Source organism: Paenibacillus sp. FSL W8-0186, assembly GCF_037969765.1.
In the GTDB taxonomy this organism is placed as follows: domain Bacteria; phylum Bacillota; class Bacilli; order Paenibacillales; family Paenibacillaceae; genus Fontibacillus; species Fontibacillus woosongensis.
Map to the genome: position 1 here is coordinate 2,845,001 of NZ_CP150207.1, position 20,844 is coordinate 2,865,844.

15 protein-coding genes, 2 rRNA genes and 2 pseudogenes (1 of these 19 running past the window's edge) are annotated in these 20,844 nt (G+C 44.5%); 14 read left to right on the plus strand and 5 right to left on the minus strand.

Annotated features, from left to right (window positions below; translation table 11 throughout):
* From MKX50_RS12785 to MKX50_RS12845, 13 genes and pseudogenes are all read left to right on the plus strand, one after another.
* Nucleotides 1-1,199 (plus strand): 23S ribosomal RNA (locus MKX50_RS12785) (it extends 1,858 nt beyond the left edge of the window).
* Between the two features lie 137 nt (nucleotides 1,200-1,336).
* A 5S ribosomal RNA gene (gene rrf, locus MKX50_RS12790) occupies nucleotides 1,337-1,453 on the plus strand.
* 677 nt (nucleotides 1,454-2,130) lie between these two features.
* On the plus strand, nucleotides 2,131-3,333 hold the full coding sequence (locus MKX50_RS12795; RefSeq protein WP_339157137.1) for a bis-aminopropyl spermidine synthase family protein: 1,203 nt from the start codon (nucleotides 2,131-2,133) through the stop codon (nucleotides 3,331-3,333).
* A gap of 463 nt (nucleotides 3,334-3,796) precedes the next feature.
* Nucleotides 3,797-4,839 (plus strand): annotated as a pseudogene (locus MKX50_RS12800) (BCCT family transporter).
* Nucleotides 4,840-5,962: 1,123 nt separating this feature from the next.
* Nucleotides 5,963-6,532: a TetR/AcrR family transcriptional regulator gene (locus MKX50_RS12805; RefSeq protein WP_196427299.1), complete on the plus strand. Its 570-nt coding sequence runs from the start codon at nucleotides 5,963-5,965 to the stop codon at nucleotides 6,530-6,532.
* Nucleotides 6,533-6,679: 147 nt separating this feature from the next.
* Nucleotides 6,680-7,594 carry an NmrA/HSCARG family protein gene (locus MKX50_RS12810; RefSeq protein ID WP_339157138.1) on the plus strand — a complete coding sequence of 305 codons (915 nt, stop codon included), beginning with the start codon at nucleotides 6,680-6,682 and terminating at the stop codon, nucleotides 7,592-7,594.
* A 592-nt stretch (nucleotides 7,595-8,186) separates the two neighbouring features.
* The gene (locus MKX50_RS12815) at nucleotides 8,187-9,848 is read left to right on the plus strand and encodes an alpha/beta hydrolase domain-containing protein (protein ID WP_339157139.1); all 1,662 of its coding nucleotides are present in this window, start codon (nucleotides 8,187-8,189) and stop codon (nucleotides 9,846-9,848) included.
* A 13-nt stretch (nucleotides 9,849-9,861) separates the two neighbouring features.
* Nucleotides 9,862-10,542 carry a response regulator transcription factor gene (locus tag MKX50_RS12820; RefSeq protein ID WP_339157140.1) on the plus strand — a complete coding sequence of 227 codons (681 nt, stop codon included), beginning with the start codon at nucleotides 9,862-9,864 and terminating at the stop codon, nucleotides 10,540-10,542.
* A complete protein-coding gene (locus tag MKX50_RS12825) occupies nucleotides 10,539-11,660 on the plus strand; it encodes an ATP-binding protein (protein ID WP_155613226.1) in 1,122 nt (373 codons plus the stop codon). Before MKX50_RS12820 ends, MKX50_RS12825 begins: the two co-directional genes overlap by 4 nt.
* 191 nt (nucleotides 11,661-11,851) lie before the next feature.
* Nucleotides 11,852-11,995, plus strand: a pseudogene (locus MKX50_RS12830) (SDR family oxidoreductase); the annotation flags it as partial.
* 557 nt (nucleotides 11,996-12,552) lie between these two features.
* The gene (locus MKX50_RS12835; protein ID WP_155613225.1) at nucleotides 12,553-13,503 is read left to right on the plus strand and encodes a LacI family DNA-binding transcriptional regulator; all 951 of its coding nucleotides are present in this window, start codon (nucleotides 12,553-12,555) and stop codon (nucleotides 13,501-13,503) included.
* 76 nt (nucleotides 13,504-13,579) lie between these two features.
* A complete protein-coding gene (locus tag MKX50_RS12840; protein WP_339157141.1) occupies nucleotides 13,580-14,206 on the plus strand; it encodes an HAD family hydrolase in 627 nt (208 codons plus the stop codon).
* A 63-nt stretch (nucleotides 14,207-14,269) separates the two neighbouring features.
* Nucleotides 14,270-14,908 (plus strand): HAD-IA family hydrolase, encoded by a 639-nt coding sequence (locus tag MKX50_RS12845; RefSeq protein ID WP_155613223.1) that lies wholly within the window; start codon nucleotides 14,270-14,272, stop codon nucleotides 14,906-14,908.
* A 391-nt stretch (nucleotides 14,909-15,299) separates the two neighbouring features.
* Here the strand turns inward: MKX50_RS12845 and xerS are convergent, their stop codons facing one another.
* Together xerS and MKX50_RS12855 are read right to left on the minus strand one after the other, a co-directional pair.
* The gene (gene xerS, locus MKX50_RS12850) at nucleotides 15,300-16,370 is read right to left on the minus strand and encodes a tyrosine recombinase XerS (protein WP_339157142.1); all 1,071 of its coding nucleotides are present in this window, start codon (nucleotides 16,368-16,370) and stop codon (nucleotides 15,300-15,302) included.
* A 426-nt stretch (nucleotides 16,371-16,796) separates the two neighbouring features.
* Nucleotides 16,797-17,141, minus strand: a complete 345-nt coding sequence (locus tag MKX50_RS12855) for a winged helix-turn-helix transcriptional regulator (protein WP_339160114.1) — start codon at nucleotides 17,139-17,141, stop codon at nucleotides 16,797-16,799.
* Between the two features lie 180 nt (nucleotides 17,142-17,321).
* On the opposite strand from MKX50_RS12855, the gene nfsA reads away from it, so the two are divergent.
* Nucleotides 17,322-18,062: an oxygen-insensitive NADPH nitroreductase gene (nfsA, locus tag MKX50_RS12860; protein WP_339157143.1), complete on the plus strand. Its 741-nt coding sequence runs from the start codon at nucleotides 17,322-17,324 to the stop codon at nucleotides 18,060-18,062.
* Between the two features lie 80 nt (nucleotides 18,063-18,142).
* Here nfsA and MKX50_RS12865 read toward each other — a convergent pair whose 3' ends face one another.
* From MKX50_RS12865 to MKX50_RS12875, 3 genes are read right to left on the minus strand one after another with little or no spacing between them, the layout of a single operon-like run.
* Entirely contained in the window at nucleotides 18,143-18,985 is an 843-nt protein-coding gene (locus tag MKX50_RS12865; RefSeq protein WP_339157144.1) for an FAD-dependent oxidoreductase, read from the minus strand.
* A gap of 29 nt (nucleotides 18,986-19,014) precedes the next feature.
* Nucleotides 19,015-19,257 carry an FAD/NAD(P)-binding protein gene (locus MKX50_RS12870; protein WP_339157146.1) on the minus strand — a complete coding sequence of 81 codons (243 nt, stop codon included), beginning with the start codon at nucleotides 19,255-19,257 and terminating at the stop codon, nucleotides 19,015-19,017.
* 12 nt (nucleotides 19,258-19,269) lie between these two features.
* Nucleotides 19,270-20,580 carry an MFS transporter gene (locus MKX50_RS12875; RefSeq protein WP_339157148.1) on the minus strand — a complete coding sequence of 437 codons (1,311 nt, stop codon included), beginning with the start codon at nucleotides 20,578-20,580 and terminating at the stop codon, nucleotides 19,270-19,272.
* Nucleotides 20,581-20,844: the final 264 nt, after the last annotated feature.

The window sequence follows — 20,844 nt, forward strand, 5'->3', positions numbered from 1 at the left end:
GACCCCGTAACTTTGGGAGAAGGGGTGCCCCGGTAGTGTGAATAGCACGAGGGGGCCGCAGTGAAAAGGCCCAAGCGACTGTTTAGCAAAAACACAGGTCTGTGCGAAGCCGTAAGGCGAAGTATACGGGCTGACGCCTGCCCGGTGCTGGAAGGTTAAGGGGAGCGGTTAGGGAGCAATCCCGAAGCTGTGAACCGAAGCCCCAGTAAACGGCGGCCGTAACTATAACGGTCCTAAGGTAGCGAAATTCCTTGTCAGGTAAATTCTGACCCGCACGAATGGCGTAACGACTTGGGCGCTGTCTCAACGAGAGATCCGGTGAAATTTTAATACCTGTGAAGATGCAGGTTACCCGCGACAAGACGGAAAGACCCCATGGAGCTTTACTACAGCTTGATATTGAACTTTGATGCGATTTGTACAGGATAGGTGGGAGCCTAAGAATCCGGAGCGCCAGCTTCGGTGGAGGCATCGTTGGGATACCACCCTGATCGTATCGAAGTTCTAACCTAGGACCGTGATCCGGTTCGGGGACAGTGTCAGGTGGGTAGTTTGACTGGGGCGGTCGCCTCCTAAAGAGTACGGAGGCGCCCCAAGGTTCCCTCAGAATGGTTGGAAATCATTCGCAGAGTGCAAAGGCAAAAGGGAGCTTGACTGCGAGACTGACAAGTCGAGCAGGGACGAAAGTCGGGCTTAGTGATCCGGTGGTACCGCATGGAAGGGCCATCGCTCAACGGATAAAAGCTACCCTGGGGATAACAGGCTTATCTCCCCCAAGAGTCCACATCGACGGGGAGGTTTGGCACCTCGATGTCGGCTCATCGCATCCTGGGGCTGAAGTAGGTCCCAAGGGTTGGGCTGTTCGCCCATTAAAGCGGTACGCGAGCTGGGTTCAGAACGTCGTGAGACAGTTCGGTCCCTATCTGTCGTGGGCGTAGGAAATTTGAGAGGAGCTGTCCTTAGTACGAGAGGACCGGGATGGACGCACCGCTGGTGCACCAGTTGTTCCGCCAGGAGCATAGCTGGGTAGCTACGTGCGGATGGGATAAACGCTGAAAGCATCTAAGCGTGAAGCCCTCCTCAAGATGAGATTTCCCAATTAGTAAGACCCCTTGAAGACGACGAGGTTGATAGGCCTGAGGTGGAAGTGCAGCAATGTATGGAGCTGACAGGTACTAATCGGTCGAGGGCTTATCCAATTTTACCCCAAAAAGTGAAGCGGAGGCTTCGAAGAGTATACCGAATACTTTTCGGGGGCCCCGGTGAACCAAGTAAGGGCTAACACGCAAATGAAGTTTCGTATCCAGTTTTCAGGTGATCAAGTCATCTGAGCACGTTTGGTGGCAATGGCGGAGGGGTTCCACACGTACCCATCTCGAACACGACCGTTAAGCCCTCCAGCGCCGATGGTACTTGGACCGCAGGGTCCTGGGAGAGTAGGACGTCGCCAAGCAGTTTAATAAACTAATATGAAAACGACTCTACATGGTGGAGTCGTTTTTGCTATTAATAGGACTCGTCCCCTTCCTTATATATACCTTCTATTGGCAGAGCAGGAGAACTAGCCGGTATGGTAGGTGACGATACCACTAAAACGATAGCAGTTATGCAATCAAAAACATTAATTACCACATGCCCGTAAAGCAAAGCCCCCTGTTTAAGCACCACATGCTACACGCGTACGTTCTTTAATTTGAATTTATCATATGTATCGGATTCGAGTGCGAACTAAAGCCCTCTGGTCAGCTTGACTACAACAAATTGTGCGTGGTAATATAAATTAATCATTACTAAGGAGAAATGTTGATGTCGGCGGTAGTTCTTAACTAACCAAATTCCATACTTGAAGTTTTCAACAGTCCCAAAAACCAATTGCTGAAATAGCAAGGTTTATTTCGTTATGGACACCATGAGGACTTCGGAATTAGTTAAGAACAACGGATAATGATCAAGGCCTTAGTGCTGCCTATTGTTATGCACCCACAATCCGTGCTGTTTTCAGCTCGGATTTTTTTGTTTTTTTGCGGTGTTTATTTAGGCAGATTCCAAAAAGGGCAGGGATGACGTATGTTCATTCCTGCCCTTTTTTATTTTCATTATGGGGAAATTACAGTTTATAGGAGGGTTTGTATGAAGACGTATATCGAACAAGTAAGTGAGCATATTCTACTGCAAGAAGGAACACAGGTGATCGAGCAGCTCTGTTACTTGAACCCGGGAATTTCAACAAAAGAATTGGCACGAAAAACGCTGCTTCCGACCCCTGTCGCTGCGGCTATTAAACGGGAATTTATTAAAGCAGGGGCGCTCGTCCAGGATCGCGGTGTCCGCTGCACAACTGACGGACTTGCATGGATTGAGCAGGAATGGGGATTCCGTGGCTTGGATCAATCCCTTTATCACGATTTGTTTAATGAGATAAGATGGATTGAAAGTCTAAAAGATATGTTACCTATTCTGGAGGAAATATTATCACAGCGGCCGTCTGTAGATGTTCAGATCGATCAGTCCAAATGCACACCCGAAACGAGCTTACGCCGAGCTATTCTTTGTTTGAAGCACCATGCGTTGATCGGAAAGAAAATTTTATGCGTAGGCGATGATGACCTGGTAAGTGTGTCTATTGGTTTGCTGCTACAGCGGTTGTTTCCGGATATCGGGCACAGCGTTGCGCATGTGGATGTTCTGGATATTGACGAAAGATTCCTAAAATATATTGAATCGATTGCGGAGGAGTGGGGATTACCAATTACGTGCCACCGACTTGATTTGAGGGAGCCACTACCGGAAAACCTTCACAAGCAGTTTGATTGTTTCTTTACGGATCCTCCGTATACTCTTCAGGGAATGGGTCTTTTCGTATCACGCGGTATACAAGCTTTGAAAAGGGAGAAGGGGCTGCCGATATTTCTATCTTTTGCCCATAAATCGCCTGCCTTTATGCTTGCCATGCAGCGGGAATTTGTCCGCATGGGGCTGACGGTCAACGCTAATTTTCCGCAATTCAACGTCTACGAGGGAGCAGAAATGATTGCCAACCGGAGCCAAATGTTTATTCTGCGGACAACGGATCAGACGAAACCCGAATATATGGAGAAATTCACGGATGCCTTGTATACAGGCGAGGTGAAACAAACACTGCGTACTTACCGCTGCAAACAATGCTCCAGAGATGTGTATGTCGGTATCAACGAGGAGTTTGCGACCATTGAGCAGTTAAAGAATGAAGGATGCACGGGCTGCAGCCATGATACATTTGAACTGGTGGCCAAACAACGGGTTTCTTCAGAAAGGAATGACAAGGCTGATTATAAGGCAGGTCGAAGTTCGTGATTTTTGAAAAACTACGGACTAAATGAGCGCTTTGAACAGGAAGGGGCTGTACAACGGTCTGTTAATTGCAGATGATAAGAATATACAACTCCAAAAATCGATTGATCTATATGTTAAAAAATTGAGTTTTTAAAACCCGTGGATAATTAAATCCAACGGGTTTTATTTTTATTAAAACGAATGATGGAAGGATCTAAGAGGAAAAAGGGCAAGTTACGGCAAAGGGTACAACATCTTGTCCTTAAACGTACATGTTATTGTCTCCGACATGTGACACATGTCTAATAAGGCTGAGACAGAGAGAGGCTGAGTCAAATTGTCTGAGCGTTTACTATTTGAAAACTCTGTTTAATATCGCTACAGGTCAATTTGATTTTATGGGAGACCTAATTTCCCGAATACTTCAAATTTAAGTAACACACACTAATCGAATCAAAGTATTTATTATTATGGAGGTTCATTTATGGTTTTCACAATTGCAATTACCATTGTGGCTATTTTTGCAATATGGGGTGCAGTAGCCCCTGACCAGTTGGCAAATACCGCTAATGTCGCATACAATTTCTCCATCAACAATTTCGGCTGGTTTTATTTGCTGGCTACTCTGTTTTTCTTGATCTTCACTTTTTATTTAGCATTCAGCAGGTTTGGCAGCATCCGTTTGGGAGACGACGACGATGAACCGGAATATTCCACATTATCTTGGCTGTCGATGCTATTTAGCGCAGGGATGGGAATTGGGCTTGTATTCTGGGGAGTCGCTGAACCGTTGTCTCACTATTTATCTCCGCCTGAGGGCGTAGAGGGAGGTACGACAGAAGCAGCGAGGATCTCCATGCGTTATTCTTTTTTTCATTGGGGACTGCATCCATGGGCTATTTATACAATCATCGGATTGACGCTTGCTTACTTCCAGTTTCGCAAAGGTTATAAAGGCTTAATCAGTTCAACCTTTATCCCTTTATTGGGGAAACGGCTGGCTGCCGGCTGGCTGGGAAAGGTAATCGATATTTTAGCCGTTATTGCCACTATTTTTGGGGTGGCTACTTCGCTTGGACTCGGGGCTCTTCAGATTAACGGAGGATTGCGTTATTTATTCGGGGTTCCTAATACGGCAGCATCTCAGATTGTTATATATTAGCATTTATTGCTACGCTCCTTATTATGACCTTTTTTATCACTTCTGCCGATTCGGCTACCTTTGTGCTGGGCATGCTGACCTCAGACGGCAAGCTCAATCCCAGCGCAAGAGTGAAATTAACCTGGGGAATTCTGCAATCCGCCATAGCTGTAGTTCTGCTGATTAGCGGCGGATTAAGCGGCCTTCAAACTGCCTCCATTGTAGCAGCCTTACCTTTTGCAATTGTCCTGATCGGGATGTGTTTCTCACTGCTCAAAGCTCTTCAGGCTGAGGACAAAGAGCGCCGTCATCGAGAAAAACGTCAACGCCAAAAGCTGAAACGATTGCTCGAAGAACAAGAAGAATTCAAGATTCCTATGAAATAAGCTGGCGGATCCTCACATACTTCCGAGGCAAAAAGGTTACGTTGTTCGGAACGGGCTAAGAAAGCTTGCAGAAACAAGGATTCATTCGAATTTTCGGGTTAGCATCTAAATGTCTCTACCCCGATGGAATTTTCATTATACACGGCTGATTTTTTACTTTCTCTTTAGGAACTATATAATAAACCTAATTGTATACGGTTTGATTCTGTTGTTTCGTAAAAGCATGCAAACCACTCCTGAAATGAAAACAAAAAATGTGGGTACTCTACAGACTGCAACTGATCGGAAGGTATCTATAGCTCTAGATGGTGAAGGAATATTGCAGGGGTTCGGAAGCGCCGATCCAACGAGCCTTGAGAATTTCTTTGACACTGAAAGAACTACATTTGTAAGAAAATAAGTTATATGTGTTATTAATGTAGTCACATTTGTGTAATTAGTGTCGAGGGACAAGAGCAAGGTCCCATTGAAAGTCGCTATTATAGCGGCTTTTTTATTTTAATGGTACAAGTTCGTGGACAACAACTTGTTAGTACATGCAGTTCCAATATGGGGTATAACCTTTATCGCAGATTATTGGGGGTTCCAGTACGAAGTGTTTTGTGAATTTAGTCAGCAATATGGGGAAACGATAGAGGCCGAAGCTTTGCACGATTTCAGAATGCACCTCAGCTCTTATCCAATGCTTGCGTTGGAACATGAAACCGGCCGTGCGATTTATCGAACGCTGAAAAAAATTTTGACGCAAAGGGACATACCGTATTAACCAATGGTGTTGCAAGTTGTACCGTGGCCGTACTCGGTAAAGGGACACTGCTGCCCAATTGAAAAAGGACCAGATGTGGGCTCCGCCCGCAGGCCTTCCACAACATGGTCGATATAACTGCGTTGGCGTACCGGTTCTGTATGTCTCCGATCGTCTCGAGGGTATCCCATATGAGATCCACCCGACCCATGAGGATACAATAGACCACTCCTGATTGTGTAGTTATGTTATGAGTTAGGAAATTCAGCTTATTAAGCTAGCGGGCAATACTGTTATAATAAATTTTATTACCGAAGTAATATAATTCATTTTCCTTGATAAATGATTTATAATAGGTCAAGGGGGTTGGACGCGAATATGAGTGCCAGAGGTGCAACCAAAGAAGCTATTTTGACTACAAGCATAAATTTATTTAATCAATATGGATTCGAAAATGTAACGATCAATCAGATTTGTCAAGAAATCAATGTGACCAAAACCGCGTTTTACTACCATTTCAAATCTAAGGACGAATTGATTTCTGAATTTTTTTCGTTTGACAACCTCGTATCCAACGACGATTTGTTGAACATTCTTGCCGTTACCGATTTGGCCGAGCAGGCCATCAAAGCGATGGAAATATTCGTGAAGCACATTGTCCGATCGGGCGTCGAAATGACGAAGGAAAATTATCGGGTTCACTTGCGAAATCAAATCCTTCCGCTCGATAAGAGCAAATCCGCGCTGCTCGGCAGCATTATTCCTGCTTTGCTTCAACGGGCCAAAGACGCGGGCCAAATCAAAAATCCGGCGAGCGCCGAGGAACTGCTGGACACTATGTGCAATCTGGCCAACGGGGTTATTCTGAATTGGGCCATGACAGGCGGCAGCTTTGATATTCTGGAAGAAACAAGAAAACGATTTGAAATTTTGTTGGTCGTCAAATGAGAGAAGAGGCAGGCAGGACGCTCCGCTCAATAGAGGGAGCGTTTTTTAGTTTGTTTTCCACGTGTAAAATATACATTACCTTGGTGTTGACATTATATTACCTCGGTAATATAATTCGGTTATTCGAAGCGAATGGAGTGATCAGATATGGAGCAAAAGGAAACAAGAACGATATTGGTGATAGGCGGTACCGGTACGCAAGGCGGCTACGTAGCCCGAGAGTTGTTACGGCACGGCCATCGTGTGCGTATTCTGACCCGCAATCCTGAATCCGAGGCCGCCCAAACGTTAGCTGCCGAAGGTTCGGAAGTGAGCCGGGGAGATTTAGCCGATCCGGCATCGCTCGGACCAGCCATGCACCAGGTAGCGGCGATTTTTTCTGTGCAGTACGCCGATCCATACGACCAGACGATCGAGCCGCGGAACGCCGCCAACATGGTCCAGGCCGCCAGGGACGCCGGAATCGAACAAGTCGTCCATACCTCGGTCGCCGGCAGCAATTTTTTTCCGCGCTGGGATAAATACGAGTATTTGGCTCGGACATGGGACAATAAATACGACATCGAAGAGTTGATCCGTGGCGGCGGTTTCCGGTATTGGACGATCTTGCACCCGTGCTGGTTTATGGAAAATTTCGTGGAGCCCCTTTCAGCCTTTATGGCACCGGAATTGAAAAACGGCGTCTTGTTCGGCACGATGCATAGAGACACGCCGTTGAAGCTTAATTCGGGGGAGGATACGGCCCAATTCGCACGCGCGGCGTTCGAAGATCCGCAGAAGTTTCATGCCAAGGATATTAATGTCGCAAGCGACGAGCTGTCCATGTCGGCAATTGCCGATACGTTAAGCCGGGTGCTTGATAAGAAAGTGGTTTTCGAAACAGTCGGCAGCGAGGAAACCCGAAATCGCGGTATGCTGGAAGGCACGACTTATTTCATGGAGTGGTTGGAGGAATTCCCCGGATTCGGCTTCGATATGCAGGAAACCAGGCAGTATGGCGTGGCGCTGAAGTCGTTTGCGGAATGGGTGGATGAAAATAGAGATCGGTTCGACATTCAGTAAGTAGCTGATGTTGGCGGCGGAAGTGAACGAACATGTCCGGCGTGATGGCACATTAAAAAGATAGCCTATCTCCTGGTCAATCAGACCGAGTGAGAAAAGCGATCTTTCTCATTCATGTACTAGATGCAGGCGGGTTAGCGGCACGAGGTTGGAAAACAGCAGAGAAGAGGCGTAGCGTTGGCGTGGACTCCCAACATGAAAAAACTTCTATAAGATAAGATAAGATAAGATAAGATAAGATAAGAGCTTCTGTACTAAACGGGAGCTTTTTTGTCTAATGACACAAAAGTGGATACATTAAAAATAAGCTAAAAAGCCTGATTTATCAGGCTTTTTTTATTTTATGTAGCCAAAATTGTGTCATTAAAAAATGCACAAAAGTGACCACATTGTAGGATTTTGACACAAATGTAACAGTTACTTCAACCGACGAAGCCGCTCTTGCGGCTTCGTCGTATTTGACAGCGAAATACTGATTATAAGTCCGGGTGAAAAACTAACGATTCCTCAACCATCAGCTTGTTATACTCATTCTGTCATCAGTTGACACTATGCATCAGCATAAAGAGAACAGAAATGGAGGATGATAAAGATGAGAAGAATTAGCCAGAAAAAGTTCGGAACTATCCTTGTGGTGACACAAGCGCTCGTGTTGACGACCCTGCTATCTGCTTGCGGAAGTGCCGGTTCAAACGATTCTACTTCGTCCGTCTCTTCTCCGTCGGCTTCTTCATTGGGAGTCGCTTCGGCCAACGGGACTACAGCCACGACGGAATCCGGATTCACCGTAACAGGGCCGATCAATGGGGGCGAACACAAGCAGCCGTTCGGCGCTTATTTCGGTGATATGAAGAAGCTCGGATATGTAGAAGAGGAATACTTTGTTGAAGGCGTAGCCCAGCGGTATGAGCCGGTTGGAAACCTGACGCCCGACGGCAAGTGGAATTTGAAGCCGGATGATACGGCTCCTTATAAGACCAGGATATTGGTCCGTAGACCGATCGATCCGGCGAAATTTAACGGGACGGTATTGATGGAGTGGGCAAACGTCAGTAACGGATATGAGATTTCCTTTGCCGATCCGCACGGGCTATACCAAAACGGATTCGCCTATGTCTCCGTGTCAGCGCAGCCCCTTGGCGTCGAAGGCTACGAGGACAACAACCAAGGATTGAAGGCGTGGGACCCCGATCGTTACGATAGCCTGTCCATTCCCGATGACGGTGTGTCTTATGATATCTTTACCCAAGCCGCCAGGGCAATCGGACCGAATCGGAAAGGTGACGTCGATCCGATGGGGGGCTTACCGGTCAAGAAATTAATTGCAATCGGTGGTTCGCAATCAGGTAATCGAGTGCTGGCTTACGCGAACGGCGTTCAGCCCATCGAGCATACATTCGATGCGCTAATGCCGATGCTCGAGGCCGGTTCGGCTTCCGACTTCGAAAGAGAACTTGCACATGCGGACGTAACTAAACATAGTCGCGTCGTGAAGGCCAAAGTGCGTGACGACCTCAAGACGCCGGTGATGAAAATCAACACGCAGACTGAAGGGTTGTTCTATGTTCCGTTGCGGCAACCGGATACGGATCTCTATCGCTCGTGGGAGATCGCCGGTGCCTCGCATGCACCAACCCGGCAGATGGAATTGATTCGGCAGAAGACTGATCGTGACGGCCTGACCAACTCGTTGGACACGTATTCACCGTATCGCTCCAGCGACGTCAACTGGCTGTATACCGTCGACGCGGCCATCCTTCATGTTCATGATTGGATCAACGGCGGGGAGGCACCTCCGAGCATGAAGCCTCTCGAAATCGCCAGCAATGGAATGGATTATTCCTATGATGAATTCGGCAACGCCAAGGGAGGTGTTCGCTTACCAGAGCTGGAGGTTCCGATTGCCCGGTATGCGGTCAGCCCTGTGTACGGCCTTGGGGGTTTTACTATTCCGTTCACGGCTGAGCAACTTAAAAAGCTCTACCCGACGCATGATGATTATGTGGCCAAAGTGAAAGCTGCGGCAGAGGCTGCCGAAAAAGCGGGGGTCATTCTACCGTACCGGGCTGATGAATATATCCGGGCGGCGAAGGCTGCCCCAATTCCGACCCCGGCAATGCCGGATTTGCCCGAAGGTATCGGATATAATGAAGAAGGTCCAACAGACCCGATAATCGCTTACGTTACCCTCCCGGATCAGAACAAGCGCACCGGCAAGACCAGCGACAATTCTCTGTCCTTGCCGGTGCAATAAAGGAGGTTTTGGAATGAAAATTTTACTTGTCGAGGATGAGGAAGAATTGTCCGATATCGTCAGTCGCGGATTGCGCAAGTACGGCTATGCTGTGGATAAAGCTTATGACGGCGAAGAAGCAATGGATTACTACAGCGTCAATGAGTACGATATCGTCATTCTGGATCTGAACATTCCCAAGCTAGACGGGCTGGAGGTCCTCGGAAAAATCAGACTCAATGACAATCGGACAAAGATTCTCATTTTGTCTGCCCGGAGCGCAGTCGACGACCGGGTACGGGGATTGAACATGGGTGCTAACGACTACTTGACCAAGCCGTTTGATTTTCTGGAACTGGAAGCTAGAGTCAGGACACTATCGCGTATTATGTACGTTCAGCAGACTGACGAGCTGATGTGCGGGGGGCTCGTTTTGAACCGAGCAACAAGGTTGGTCTCTTACCAAGACGGTAAACTCGCGCTAACCAAGAAAGAGTACGCGATCTTGGAATATATGATGCTGCACAAAGGCAAAGCTATCGCTACTGAACAGCTACTAAACCATGTATGGGATAGCGATGCTGCTCTCTATCCGGATAGCTTGAAATACCATATTCATTCTATAAAGAAGAAGCTTGTGGAAGCCGGTTGCCCTCCTGATCTTATTCAAAATATTCGCGGTGTCGGCTATAAGGTCGAGGAAACGTCGGGATGAAGATTGCGAACAAGCTTTCATTACGCATTAGGATTACGCTCCTGGCCGGCGGCATTCTGGTCCTCTGCTCTATTATTTTAACGGGTGCCGCATTTTATAATGCTTATACTTTATTTTACGAATTGACGGCAGCCGAAGTGTTGCTTCCTCCGAACGCGCCACAGAGCGCTGAGCTAGGCGATGTTCCTATTAACACGGTCAGGTCTACCGTATTAGCTGCCAAGGCACATTTCGATCATGTTGGTCTTACGACCCTAGCAGCTGTATCCATACTCGGAATGGTGATGGTCTATACTGTAGCAGGGCGTTCGTTATTGCCCATCCATCGCTTAAGCAAAACGATCGCTACCATAACTGAAGCCAATCTAAAGAAAAGGATTCCCGAAGAAGGACGCAAAGACGAGGTCGGGGCGCTCGGGCATTCTTTTAACGTCATGCTAGATAGGCTCGAAAGATCGTTCGTCAGGCAAAAACAATTCTCCGCGAATGCGGCCCACGAACTCAAGACGCCGCTCGCCACAATCAACGCCGGCATACAGGTGCTTCGTCTGGAAGAAGCGCCGACGGTGGCCGATTACGAAGAGACATTGACCACGGTCGAACGCAACGTGAAGCGGCTTATGGCCGTCGTAGACGACTTGTTGACGCTATATGACGAGCAAGACGAAGGCTCTATAGACGCGGTTAACTTAAAGGAGATGTTCGATACGATATGCGGCGAACTTCGCTTCCGGTTCGAAGAGAAGCAATTGGAGGTTGACTTGCATTGTGAGCTGCAAACCGTACAGGCCAATCCGGTCTTGTTGTATCGGGCATGCTTCAACTTGGTCGAGAATGCGGCCAAATATAATAAGGACGGCGGCAGGATCTGGATCAAGACGTTTGCGGAAGATAGGGGCGGCAAGATTGTCATTTACGATACCGGCCGCGGAATTCCAGCCAGTGAACTGCAATCTATTTTTGATCCGTTCCATCGAGTGAACAAGTCACGTTCACGTAAGGAAGGTGGTGCCGGGCTGGGACTTTCCATTGTCAAATCTATTGTGGAGAAGCATGGATGGCGAGTTTCGGTGGAGAGTGTGCCGGAACAAGGATCGACATTTACCATTATGTTTTGAATGGGGGAATAACAATGGGATTGATGCAGAACAAAGCCGGTTTGATTACCGGGGCAGGCTCTGGGATTGGGAGAGCAAGCGCTTTGGCTTTTGCAAGAGAAGGAGCCAGGGTGATGGTGTAGGATTTCAATGAAGAGTCCGGTCAGGACGCCGCTCGTTCAACTGTTTTTTGAGCTCCGGAACAAGCGGCTGCGATGCAGGCGCGAATCCCGCTCGGACGAATCTCTGAACCCCAAGATCAAGGAAATGCGGCGGTGTGGCTGTGCTCTGACATGGCTAAATATGTAACAGGCGTCGCTTTGCCGGTAGACGGCGGATTTGTGGCGGGAAAATAGCAAACCGGGTTAGGTGGCTTGTGCGGGGTACCTAGCTGAACAGAGAAAGGATTGGAACTGAGAAAGAAGGTTGAGGTATTGCTACGGTTATTTCATCAGGCAGCTTTCTCAAAATGAGTTCGGTAAAGTACCGAACTCATTTTTAAATCCAAATCTAGGGACCAGTCGTTTTGTGCATTCTTGTATTAGGGTATGGCTTGTATTCGACCATGCAGATAGAAAATTCAAGAATTCAAGTAACAGGGAACAATAATTGTCGAGGGACAAGAACATGTTCCCATTGAAAGTCGCTATATAAGCGGTTTTTTTGTTTTATCGGTACAAGATCTTGTCCCGAGTCGAGGACAAGAACATCAGCCGATTACCGATTAGATAAGTATCTAATACCATTTTATTAAGCTACCTGTCAGAATAATTATAATGAGATTGATTTTTTTTAATTCTGAGGTAAAAAAGCTTATACTTTACCTAAGACGATGAACTCAGTCAATGATTTTTTCTTTGCATGAAAAGCGAATATCACTTCGAAAACTAAAATGATATAGGAGAAAGTGGTAATGGCAAATATTATTGATATAGCAAAGCGTGCGGGTGTGTCGGTATCAACAGTATCAAGGGTGCTAAATAATCATCCTTACGTATCTGAGTCTAAGCGGAAAGCAGTGCAAGATGTGATTGATGAATTGGATTACACACCAAATCGCTTAGCAGTAAATTTAATCCGTAAGGTGACAAGGAGTATCGGTGTAGTCATGCCTTACAACAACAATCAAGCATTTGATCAGCTGCTGCATGGCGTACTTAATCGATCGGTTGAATATGAGTATTCTGTGATGGTTCTTCCTACGAAATATGACCCTCAAATAGAGCTTAGTTACTTAAATATGTTGAAGAATAAACAACTGGATGGAATCGTTATTACATCGCGCTCGAACACTTGGGAGACGATAATACCATATACCAAATATGGAACAATTGTTGCGTGCGAGTTTACGGACCATCATGAGATCGGCTGTGCCTATGTGGATCGATATGCATCTTTTTTAGATACGTTTCAACTGTTAAAGGATAAAGGTCATTCACAGGTCGCTTTTACAACAGCAAGAGGAGAAGAGAGCACTAGTACATCGCTGATAATTAAAGCGTATAAAAAAATTTTTGGTGATCTGCCTGCAGGATACCATATCAGTGATTGTCACAGCATTGATGATGGGTTAAGAGTGGCTCAACAACTGCTTAATATGGAGGTTAGACCCACGGCTGTTTACGCGAACGGTGATGAAGTTGCAACGGGCTTTTATCAGTATGCAAGGAGCATACAATTGAAAGTACCGGATGATCTAGCGATTATTGGCCAAGAGAATCAACCTGTTGGAATTGGTTTAGGCCTATCTACAGTTGATCATAAATTGGTTAAAGTCGGTGAACAGGCTTTTGATCTTGTAATTGAAAACTCTCAAAATAAGGTGAAAATTCCTTATCATATCATTGTACGGCAATCAATATAACTGTTGACCTGAAAAGGATTTCATCCTTTAGCATTCATTAAGGGAGCTTTTTTATAAATGCTAGGAGGATGAAATTATGTACAGTACCGTTATTTTTGATATTGATGGCACAATAATAAATACTGAACAAGCGGTGTTGGGATCCTTACAGAAATTGCTGGAGAAAAATTATGATCGGAAAATGGAGCAGCATGAACTCGCATTTGTGCTCGGAATCCCGGGAACAGTATCCTTGAGGCAACTAGGTATTGAAGATATTGAACATGCGAATAAATGCTGGAATGATCTTATGAGTGATTACCGGCATACCATTCATGTATATGAGGGTTTTCAACAAGTGTTTACTAACCTTAGGGAGCAATCGATTGTAACAGGGGTTGTAACTTCTAAGACAAAAAAAGAGTTTCAAGATGACTTCGTCCCATTTGGACTCTCTCATTTTCTTCCTTTTGTTATATCTGCAGAAGATACAGAGCTACACAAACCTCATCCGGAGCCATTACTTAAATTTCTTGAACTATCTGGTGTAAAAGCTGACACATCTATATACATCGGTGATACCATTTATGATTACGAATGTGCTAGAGACGCTGGAATAGACTTTGGATTAGCATTGTGGGGATGCAATCAACCTGATTCTATTCCAGCGAAGTATAAGTTCGAGAGTCCAGAAGAGATTTTGACTCTTTTTGATATCAGTTAGTATTATGCTTCGCTCTAAATATTTTTCTTCATTAAGCTAATGGAATAAAAAGAGGGTGTACACTTGAAATACAAAGCAGTTTTATTCGATTTTGATGGAACACTTGCAGATACACTGCCTGTATGTTTCTATTCATTTCAAACAATCTTTAAGAAATACGATGGCAGAACTTTGTCTAAAAAAGAGATGATCGAAATGTTTGGCCCATCGGAGACTGGTATCATTGAACAAAATTTGCAGAATAAAGAAAAAATGACGGAAGCAATAGAAGATTATTATTCTTGTTACGAAAGAGAGCATTGTAATTTAGTAAGGATGAATGAGGAAATAATTTATATGATTGAACACCTAAGGAAGAGAAAAATCTCAATTGGTATTGTAACAGGCAAGGCTAGAAAAAGTTTAGAAATATCACTTAAGCACCTATTCTTAAGTGAATTTTATAAAGTAGCTATTAGTGGTGATGATGTAGTTAACCCAAAACCGCACCCAGAAGGTATTAATAAAGCATTAAAAGTACTCGGAATTTCTCCCCAAAATACACTCTATGTTGGAGATAGTAATGCAGATATTGAGGCTGGAAAAAGAGCAGATGTGGAAACAGCTGGGGTTAACTGGCTTATTAATTCACACGGAAGTGCATTTACGATTAAACCAGATTATGAGTTTTCAAGTATAACAGATTTCATGAAAATCTTCTGAGTAATCTGAGTGGGGATCATTTGAAATCTTGGTACTATCGAAGAAGTGGAAACTGTATTGCTCAAACACTGATATTTTCGGCCGCTTAAAACAAATTTAAAAACCCACTGATTAAATTAAAAATAAATCAGTGGGTTTAGCTTTATATTCGAAATGCTAAAAGAGTAGAGCTAAATATATTTGTTCGTTAAACCCACTGATTAAATAAATCAGTGGGTTCAGTTTGTTATTTAATGATAAAAGAGTAGAGCTAAATAAATCATTCGTTTGTGACACAAACCATGTGAAATAATGTTGTCGTAGTTTGACACACTGCATGCTCCTTTATATACATATGTACAAAATACGGATTTTGTGAACATGTATAAGAAAAACCGCGTAACGACGCGGGTTATCGGTCCATATTATTTACAGCATTACGCATCTCTTCATCTGTTAAGTGTGTGTATATCATTGTTGTTTGAATCGATGAATGCCCTAATTGATTCTTCAATCTTGGCACATCGTTATTTTCTAAATGATATCGCGTTGCAAATGAGTGTCTAAGCGAATGCACTGTTAGAGAGGGTTTTCCAAAGGCCGTGGCATATTTTTCAACCAGCTTTTCGATTGAACGTTGTGTCAGACGCCGGCTTTTTCCTTTACGACCTACAGGAGCTGCAATAAATAAATAGTTTTCGTGTTTTTCTGGTAAATATCTTGCTTCTCTGATCTGCAGATAATTTTCTATGTCCAATAAAGCCTGCTTACTAAAGTAAACATATTGTTCTTTATCACCTTTACGAACCACTCTTACTAAAGCTTTATTCATATCTAAATCATCCAAATTAATGCCTGCAACCTCAGACAATCTAAGTCCCGAACCTAGTATCAGCGAAACGATCGCTGTGTCACGCTCACGATTGAATTGATGAAACGTAAAGATCCGCTTATTATCTTTATGTATTTCACCGAAATCATAAGCTACAAATCGCCTGAATAACTCAAAATCATCTTCTCTAAGGATTTTTCCTTCAATACGGTTTGCAATGGTTTCTTGGCTTTCTTTGACGGCGTTTAAATCTATTTTGGCCATCACATTTCGTTGAAGATAAGGCTTCAGATCGCTTGTTTCAGCCTTATTCTGCAGGTAATCAAACAAAGATTTGAGCGAGGATAATTTGCGATTTATCGTGAGTTTCTTGTTTCCAAGCTGATAATCCAGGAATGACAAAAAATTTTCCACTTCACGAACGGTTAATCGCTCTAGAGTTTCTAAGTTTATTTCTTTTCGACTTAATGAAGTTAGATTCTCAGCAACAAGCCAATCAAAAAATATAATGTAATCATGGCAATAATTAAGAAGTGTTGTCGGTGATAATTTGCGTTTTTTACTATCGATAAATTCTGTAACATACCAAGGCAAATCTGACAGTTTTTCATCAATGCGTTGCATATAGTGCATTTTCATTTGTTTATCCATAAATATGCAAACCTCCATGATTCCAATATACTTTATTAATATTTATTCGTCAAATTATTATTTTACGTAATTATATTTTACTACTGAGTTCATGCCTGCCCAAATCCGGATGCTGTTGTATGACCAGAAACTACATCTTTTAAGGACAAGAGCAAACATCGATGACTGCATTTTGTTTAACAGATCGATTTAGTTTTTACTACTCTTCAAGTACCTTCCTCAGGTTATAAAGAACCGGTATTTCTCATATTGATAAAACTCGTGTGAACAAAAAAACACTCTTATGACGGTTGACTGCCCCAAAAGAGTGCTTTAAGGTATTAGATCCATAGTTGCACGTATCTCTTTGGATTTGCCTTTCTCGGGTGATCTTCATTAAATTAGAAACTAATGGCACCCATTGTGTAATTCAGCCACAATAATTTTTTAGCCGTATTCTCTTCCGAAGTCTTCCATCTTCTCAAGAATCGGCAGTAATTTTTTCCCCTTGTCTGTAAGCGAATACTCTACCCGTGGAGGAACTTCCGGATAAACATCACGTTTAATGACTCCATCTTGCTCCAACTCTTTAAGTTGCTTTGTGAGAGAGCCTTGCGATAAACCGCCAAGAAATTTTTTTATCTCCGTATAGCGACGCGTTTCTTCTCTTAGATACCATAATATATAGTGTTTCCAACGACCTGAAAGGACATATTGGGTAAAGGATATCGCGTACATATCCCTGTTATCATCGATAAACGCTTTATCAAATCCTTCATTACAGACCCTCATTGATATCCCCCCTAAAGGTACAAAAAGTTGTACTATGTTCATTTATATTGCCCTCTTTGCGAATCCAACGAAAAATTTTATGATAGTGTCAATGTCACCGGGACAGAACTTCATTGGCCAATATTTAGTTAAAGCAGTCTTACGGAGTTATTATATCAAATAAATGTGGAGATGAATTACATGAATGAAACCATTTCATTGCTTCATAATCATGTATCTGTGCGATCTTTTACCAATAAACCCTTGACAGAAGAACAGCGAGAAGCAATCTATAAAGCAGCCAGTCAAACTTCATCTTCCAGTCTTCTTCAAGCTGTTTCGATTATTCGAATCACAAATCCTGATCTTCGAAAAAAAGCGATGCAGCTCAGTATGGATCAACCCTATATTGAAGAAGCACCAGAGTTTTGGATTTTTTGTGCAGATTTCAACCGTAATCATCAAATTGCCCCAAAGGTGGATATTGAATATATTGAATTTCTATTGGTTGGTACGTTCGATGCTGGACTGATGGCACAAAATGCTTTAACAGCAGCCGAATCCATGGGACTTGGTGGTGTATTTATCGGAGCTGTCAGAGCTAATATTAACGAATTATCTGACCTATTGAAATTACCGAAGTATGTGATACCTTTGGTGGGATTATGCCTCGGTACCCCGGCAGAAGAAAAACCTGAACTTAAGCCGCGGCTGCCTCAATCCATGGTCATGCTAGAAAATCAGTATCAACCACTGGATCAAGAGAAATTAGCCATCTATGATGAAGCCATGTTGAATTATTATGAGAGCCGTCCGGTTATGGCTCCCTTCACAGTGAAAAGAGTAAAAGGATGGAGTGACCATATCCAAGATCATCTCCAGAGAAGTATTCTCCCTCAAATGATGAACTATTTGAACAAGCAAGGATATGCGAAAAAATAAAGTAAGCTTAAAGTCCCCATCTGCTGAACAGGTGGGGACTATTTTAAGCCTACGTTTCTATAGTTGCTCAAATGCTGAAGCTAAAGATGTGATTCATTCGATTGGAAGTGCTCCATAAGTTCAGATACCGCTCGTTCTGCAGATCGTAACGCACCTTCCAGATGTCCGCCTTGTGTCGGAGCGGTTTCCGTACCCGCAAAAAAGATCTTTTTATCCCAGCTTTGCATACCTACTGGAGGGCCATAATTGGGATAGTCTTGTAGCGGCTGAGCATCTTCAGTTACAGCTGTTGCCGGATCGTTCGACCAATCCTTATAGAGAAGAGCAAGCGTATGTCCCGCAAGCGGCCCAAAGAGTCGAATTAATTGCTCTTTGACAAGCTTCATTATTCTTTCCTCTCCTAACTCTTCACGCCTCTTCGCCGATATGCCAAAAAAACCAAACAGTGCCCCCACGCCGGTAACAGGTGATGCATCATGGATTTCCTGCAGCGGTCCTGCCCAGCTTGTTGCGAAACCTGAAAGTCCCTGTTCCCGCCAAAATGGGCGTTTATAGACCGCAATCACTTTCGCATGGGATGCCATCCATGTAGGCTTGTTCAACAAACTTATCATCAGATCAGGAGCTAGCTCGGGCCTGAAAATAATGTTTCGTGCTGCGAGCCGCGGCGGCACCGTTATAATGACCGCCCTTGCCCTGATTTCTTCCTTTCCCCCATCAACCTCAATGACAAGATTGCCGTCGCCATTCTCGCTAACCGAGCTCACTCTCGTATTCAGTTGAATGATTCCTTCAGGTAGAGTAGCCGCTATGGCATCAACGAGAGCCTGAACTCCTCCCGCAAACCTGACGGCGCTTTCCATAGCTCCCTCTGGCAGCGCATATTGCTGCGGAGGCTCCTTATGTGATCGCTCTGTAACCATAAGTCCCGTTTGATATTGCAGGAATGTCTTTAAACCAAGCTCATGAACAAGTCGGTAATGGCATGCTCATAACGCGGCCAGAACCACGTTGGACCCAAATCAAACTTTCCGAGATCAGGTCTGCCAATAACCTCTTGACTTAAAACTCTCCCGCCAATACGATCCCGGGCCTCGAGCACACGGCATGGAATCCCTTTAGCGGAAAGCAAAGAAGCTGTCCGCATGCCGCTTAAACCTCCACCGACAATTACTACTGATTCATGTTTTTTCATATTCAATCTTGCTTAACCTTTCTTCTTACGAACCCAAAGGACAACTGGAATCAAAAGCAAAGACAGAAAAGCTCCAGCTAAGGAAAGGGTTGTGTAGCTGGATTGCTCTACAACCATACCCGACAACGCGCCGCCAGAAGCTCCGCCTAATGCGATCAAAACATCAATCGTGCCTTGGGTTTTCGCCCGAATCTGTAAAGGTGTTGCATGAACAATTGCTGCCGTCCCGCTAATCAAACCAAAATTCCAACCCAATCCAAGGAGTGCAAGGGCCAGAATAAGCATGACCATAGAATCGCCAGGTCCAAATGCTGCCAGCAAACCTGACAACAACAACGTAAATCCAGCGGCGTAAGACATGGCGATATGTCCGAATTTATCAACGAGAACACCTGTGATCAGGGAAGGTAGATACATCGCGGCAACATGAATGCCGATGACAATACCAACTGCACCCAAACCGTGTCCATGATGTTGCATGTGAACGGGAGTCATTGTCATAATCGCAACCATCACAATCTGTGTAAGAACCATAACCGTTGCGCCAATGATTATCCCCTTTTTATTGGCGACATTTTCGTGTGTTCGAGATCGTTCCGCATCTTTCGTTATGGATTCGATTCTTTGCTTTTCAGCTACGGCCCTAGCGACAAGGAACGGATCAGGTCGCAGGAAAACAAACAGCACCAGCCCGGCAATCAGATACGCCACCGCTGCCAGCATAAAAGGTCCTGACAATGGCGGAGCGCCAAAGGACGCAGCGAACTTGCCAGTCAACGTGACCAGATTCGGACCGGCAACAGCGCCAAGTGTTGTGAAAACCATAGCCATACTTATCGCTTTTGCCCGATGTGTTGGCAATGCCAAATCCGTTCCCGCATATCTTGCTTGCAAATTGGTTGTCGTGCCTGCCCCATAAAGCAACATAGAGAGGAAAAGTAGAGGCACACTGTTGAATAACACAGAAAGCACGACGCCAATAGCGCCCAGACCGCCTGTCATAAATCCTATAGCCAAACCAGGCCTGCGTCCCCATCGTTGAGAAAGTCGGCCCACTCCATAAGCGGCTGCGGCGGAACCCAGCGTAATAAGTCCTGAAGGAACTCCGGCATACCGATCTGTGCCCAGCATATCTTGAGCAAGCAATGCGCCTACGGTGACCCCTGCCGCCAAGCCCGCTCCAGCAAGTATTTGTGATAAAATAACAACCTTTAACGTTTTGGCATGTAGCTGACGCTGTTTCTTCGATTCATTCACGTATTCCATAATAGAAGGCGGTAGACTCTGTGCCTTGTTACTAATATCTGAAATATTATCCAGCATGTATATTCTCTCTTTTCTATAGAATTCTATTCAGGATATGACTCTCAAAACTTGCCTATAGATATTCATTCGTTTCTAAAGATTTAGCCTCGACATTTTTTCTATTGAATCATATTGCCGAATTATTAATACGTCAAGTCAATCTAATGGGCTGGTATACCACATCAAAGACATTTCCTATGGGTGAAAAACAGGAGCAAGTGAGCTACAAAATAAAAAGAGAGCCAATCTTGTGATTGACTCCCATTTTGAACCTCTTCGTAA

Coding starts and splice junctions, on each gene's coding strand:
- MKX50_RS12795 (WP_339157137.1), top strand. CDS start 2,131: ATGAAGACGTATATCGAACAAGTAAGTGAGCATATTCTACTGCAAGAA.
- MKX50_RS12805 (WP_196427299.1), top strand. CDS start 5,963: ATGAGTGCCAGAGGTGCAACCAAAGAAGCTATTTTGACTACAAGCATA.
- MKX50_RS12810 (WP_339157138.1), top strand. CDS start 6,680: ATGGAGCAAAAGGAAACAAGAACGATATTGGTGATAGGCGGTACCGGT.
- MKX50_RS12815 (WP_339157139.1), top strand. CDS start 8,187: ATGAGAAGAATTAGCCAGAAAAAGTTCGGAACTATCCTTGTGGTGACA.
- MKX50_RS12820 (WP_339157140.1), top strand. CDS start 9,862: ATGAAAATTTTACTTGTCGAGGATGAGGAAGAATTGTCCGATATCGTC.
- MKX50_RS12825 (WP_155613226.1), top strand. CDS start 10,539: ATGAAGATTGCGAACAAGCTTTCATTACGCATTAGGATTACGCTCCTG.
- MKX50_RS12835 (WP_155613225.1), top strand. CDS start 12,553: ATGGCAAATATTATTGATATAGCAAAGCGTGCGGGTGTGTCGGTATCA.
- MKX50_RS12840 (WP_339157141.1), top strand. CDS start 13,580: ATGTACAGTACCGTTATTTTTGATATTGATGGCACAATAATAAATACT.
- xerS (WP_339157142.1), bottom strand. CDS start 16,370: ATGGATAAACAAATGAAAATGCACTATATGCAACGCATTGATGAAAAA.
- MKX50_RS12855 (WP_339160114.1), bottom strand. CDS start 17,141: ATGAGGGTCTGTAATGAAGGATTTGATAAAGCGTTTATCGATGATAAC.
- nfsA (WP_339157143.1), top strand. CDS start 17,322: ATGAATGAAACCATTTCATTGCTTCATAATCATGTATCTGTGCGATCT.
- MKX50_RS12865 (WP_339157144.1), bottom strand. CDS start 18,985: ATGGTTACAGAGCGATCACATAAGGAGCCTCCGCAGCAATATGCGCTG.
- MKX50_RS12870 (WP_339157146.1), bottom strand. CDS start 19,257: ATGAAAAAACATGAATCAGTAGTAATTGTCGGTGGAGGTTTAAGCGGC.
- MKX50_RS12875 (WP_339157148.1), bottom strand. CDS start 20,580: ATGCTGGATAATATTTCAGATATTAGTAACAAGGCACAGAGTCTACCG.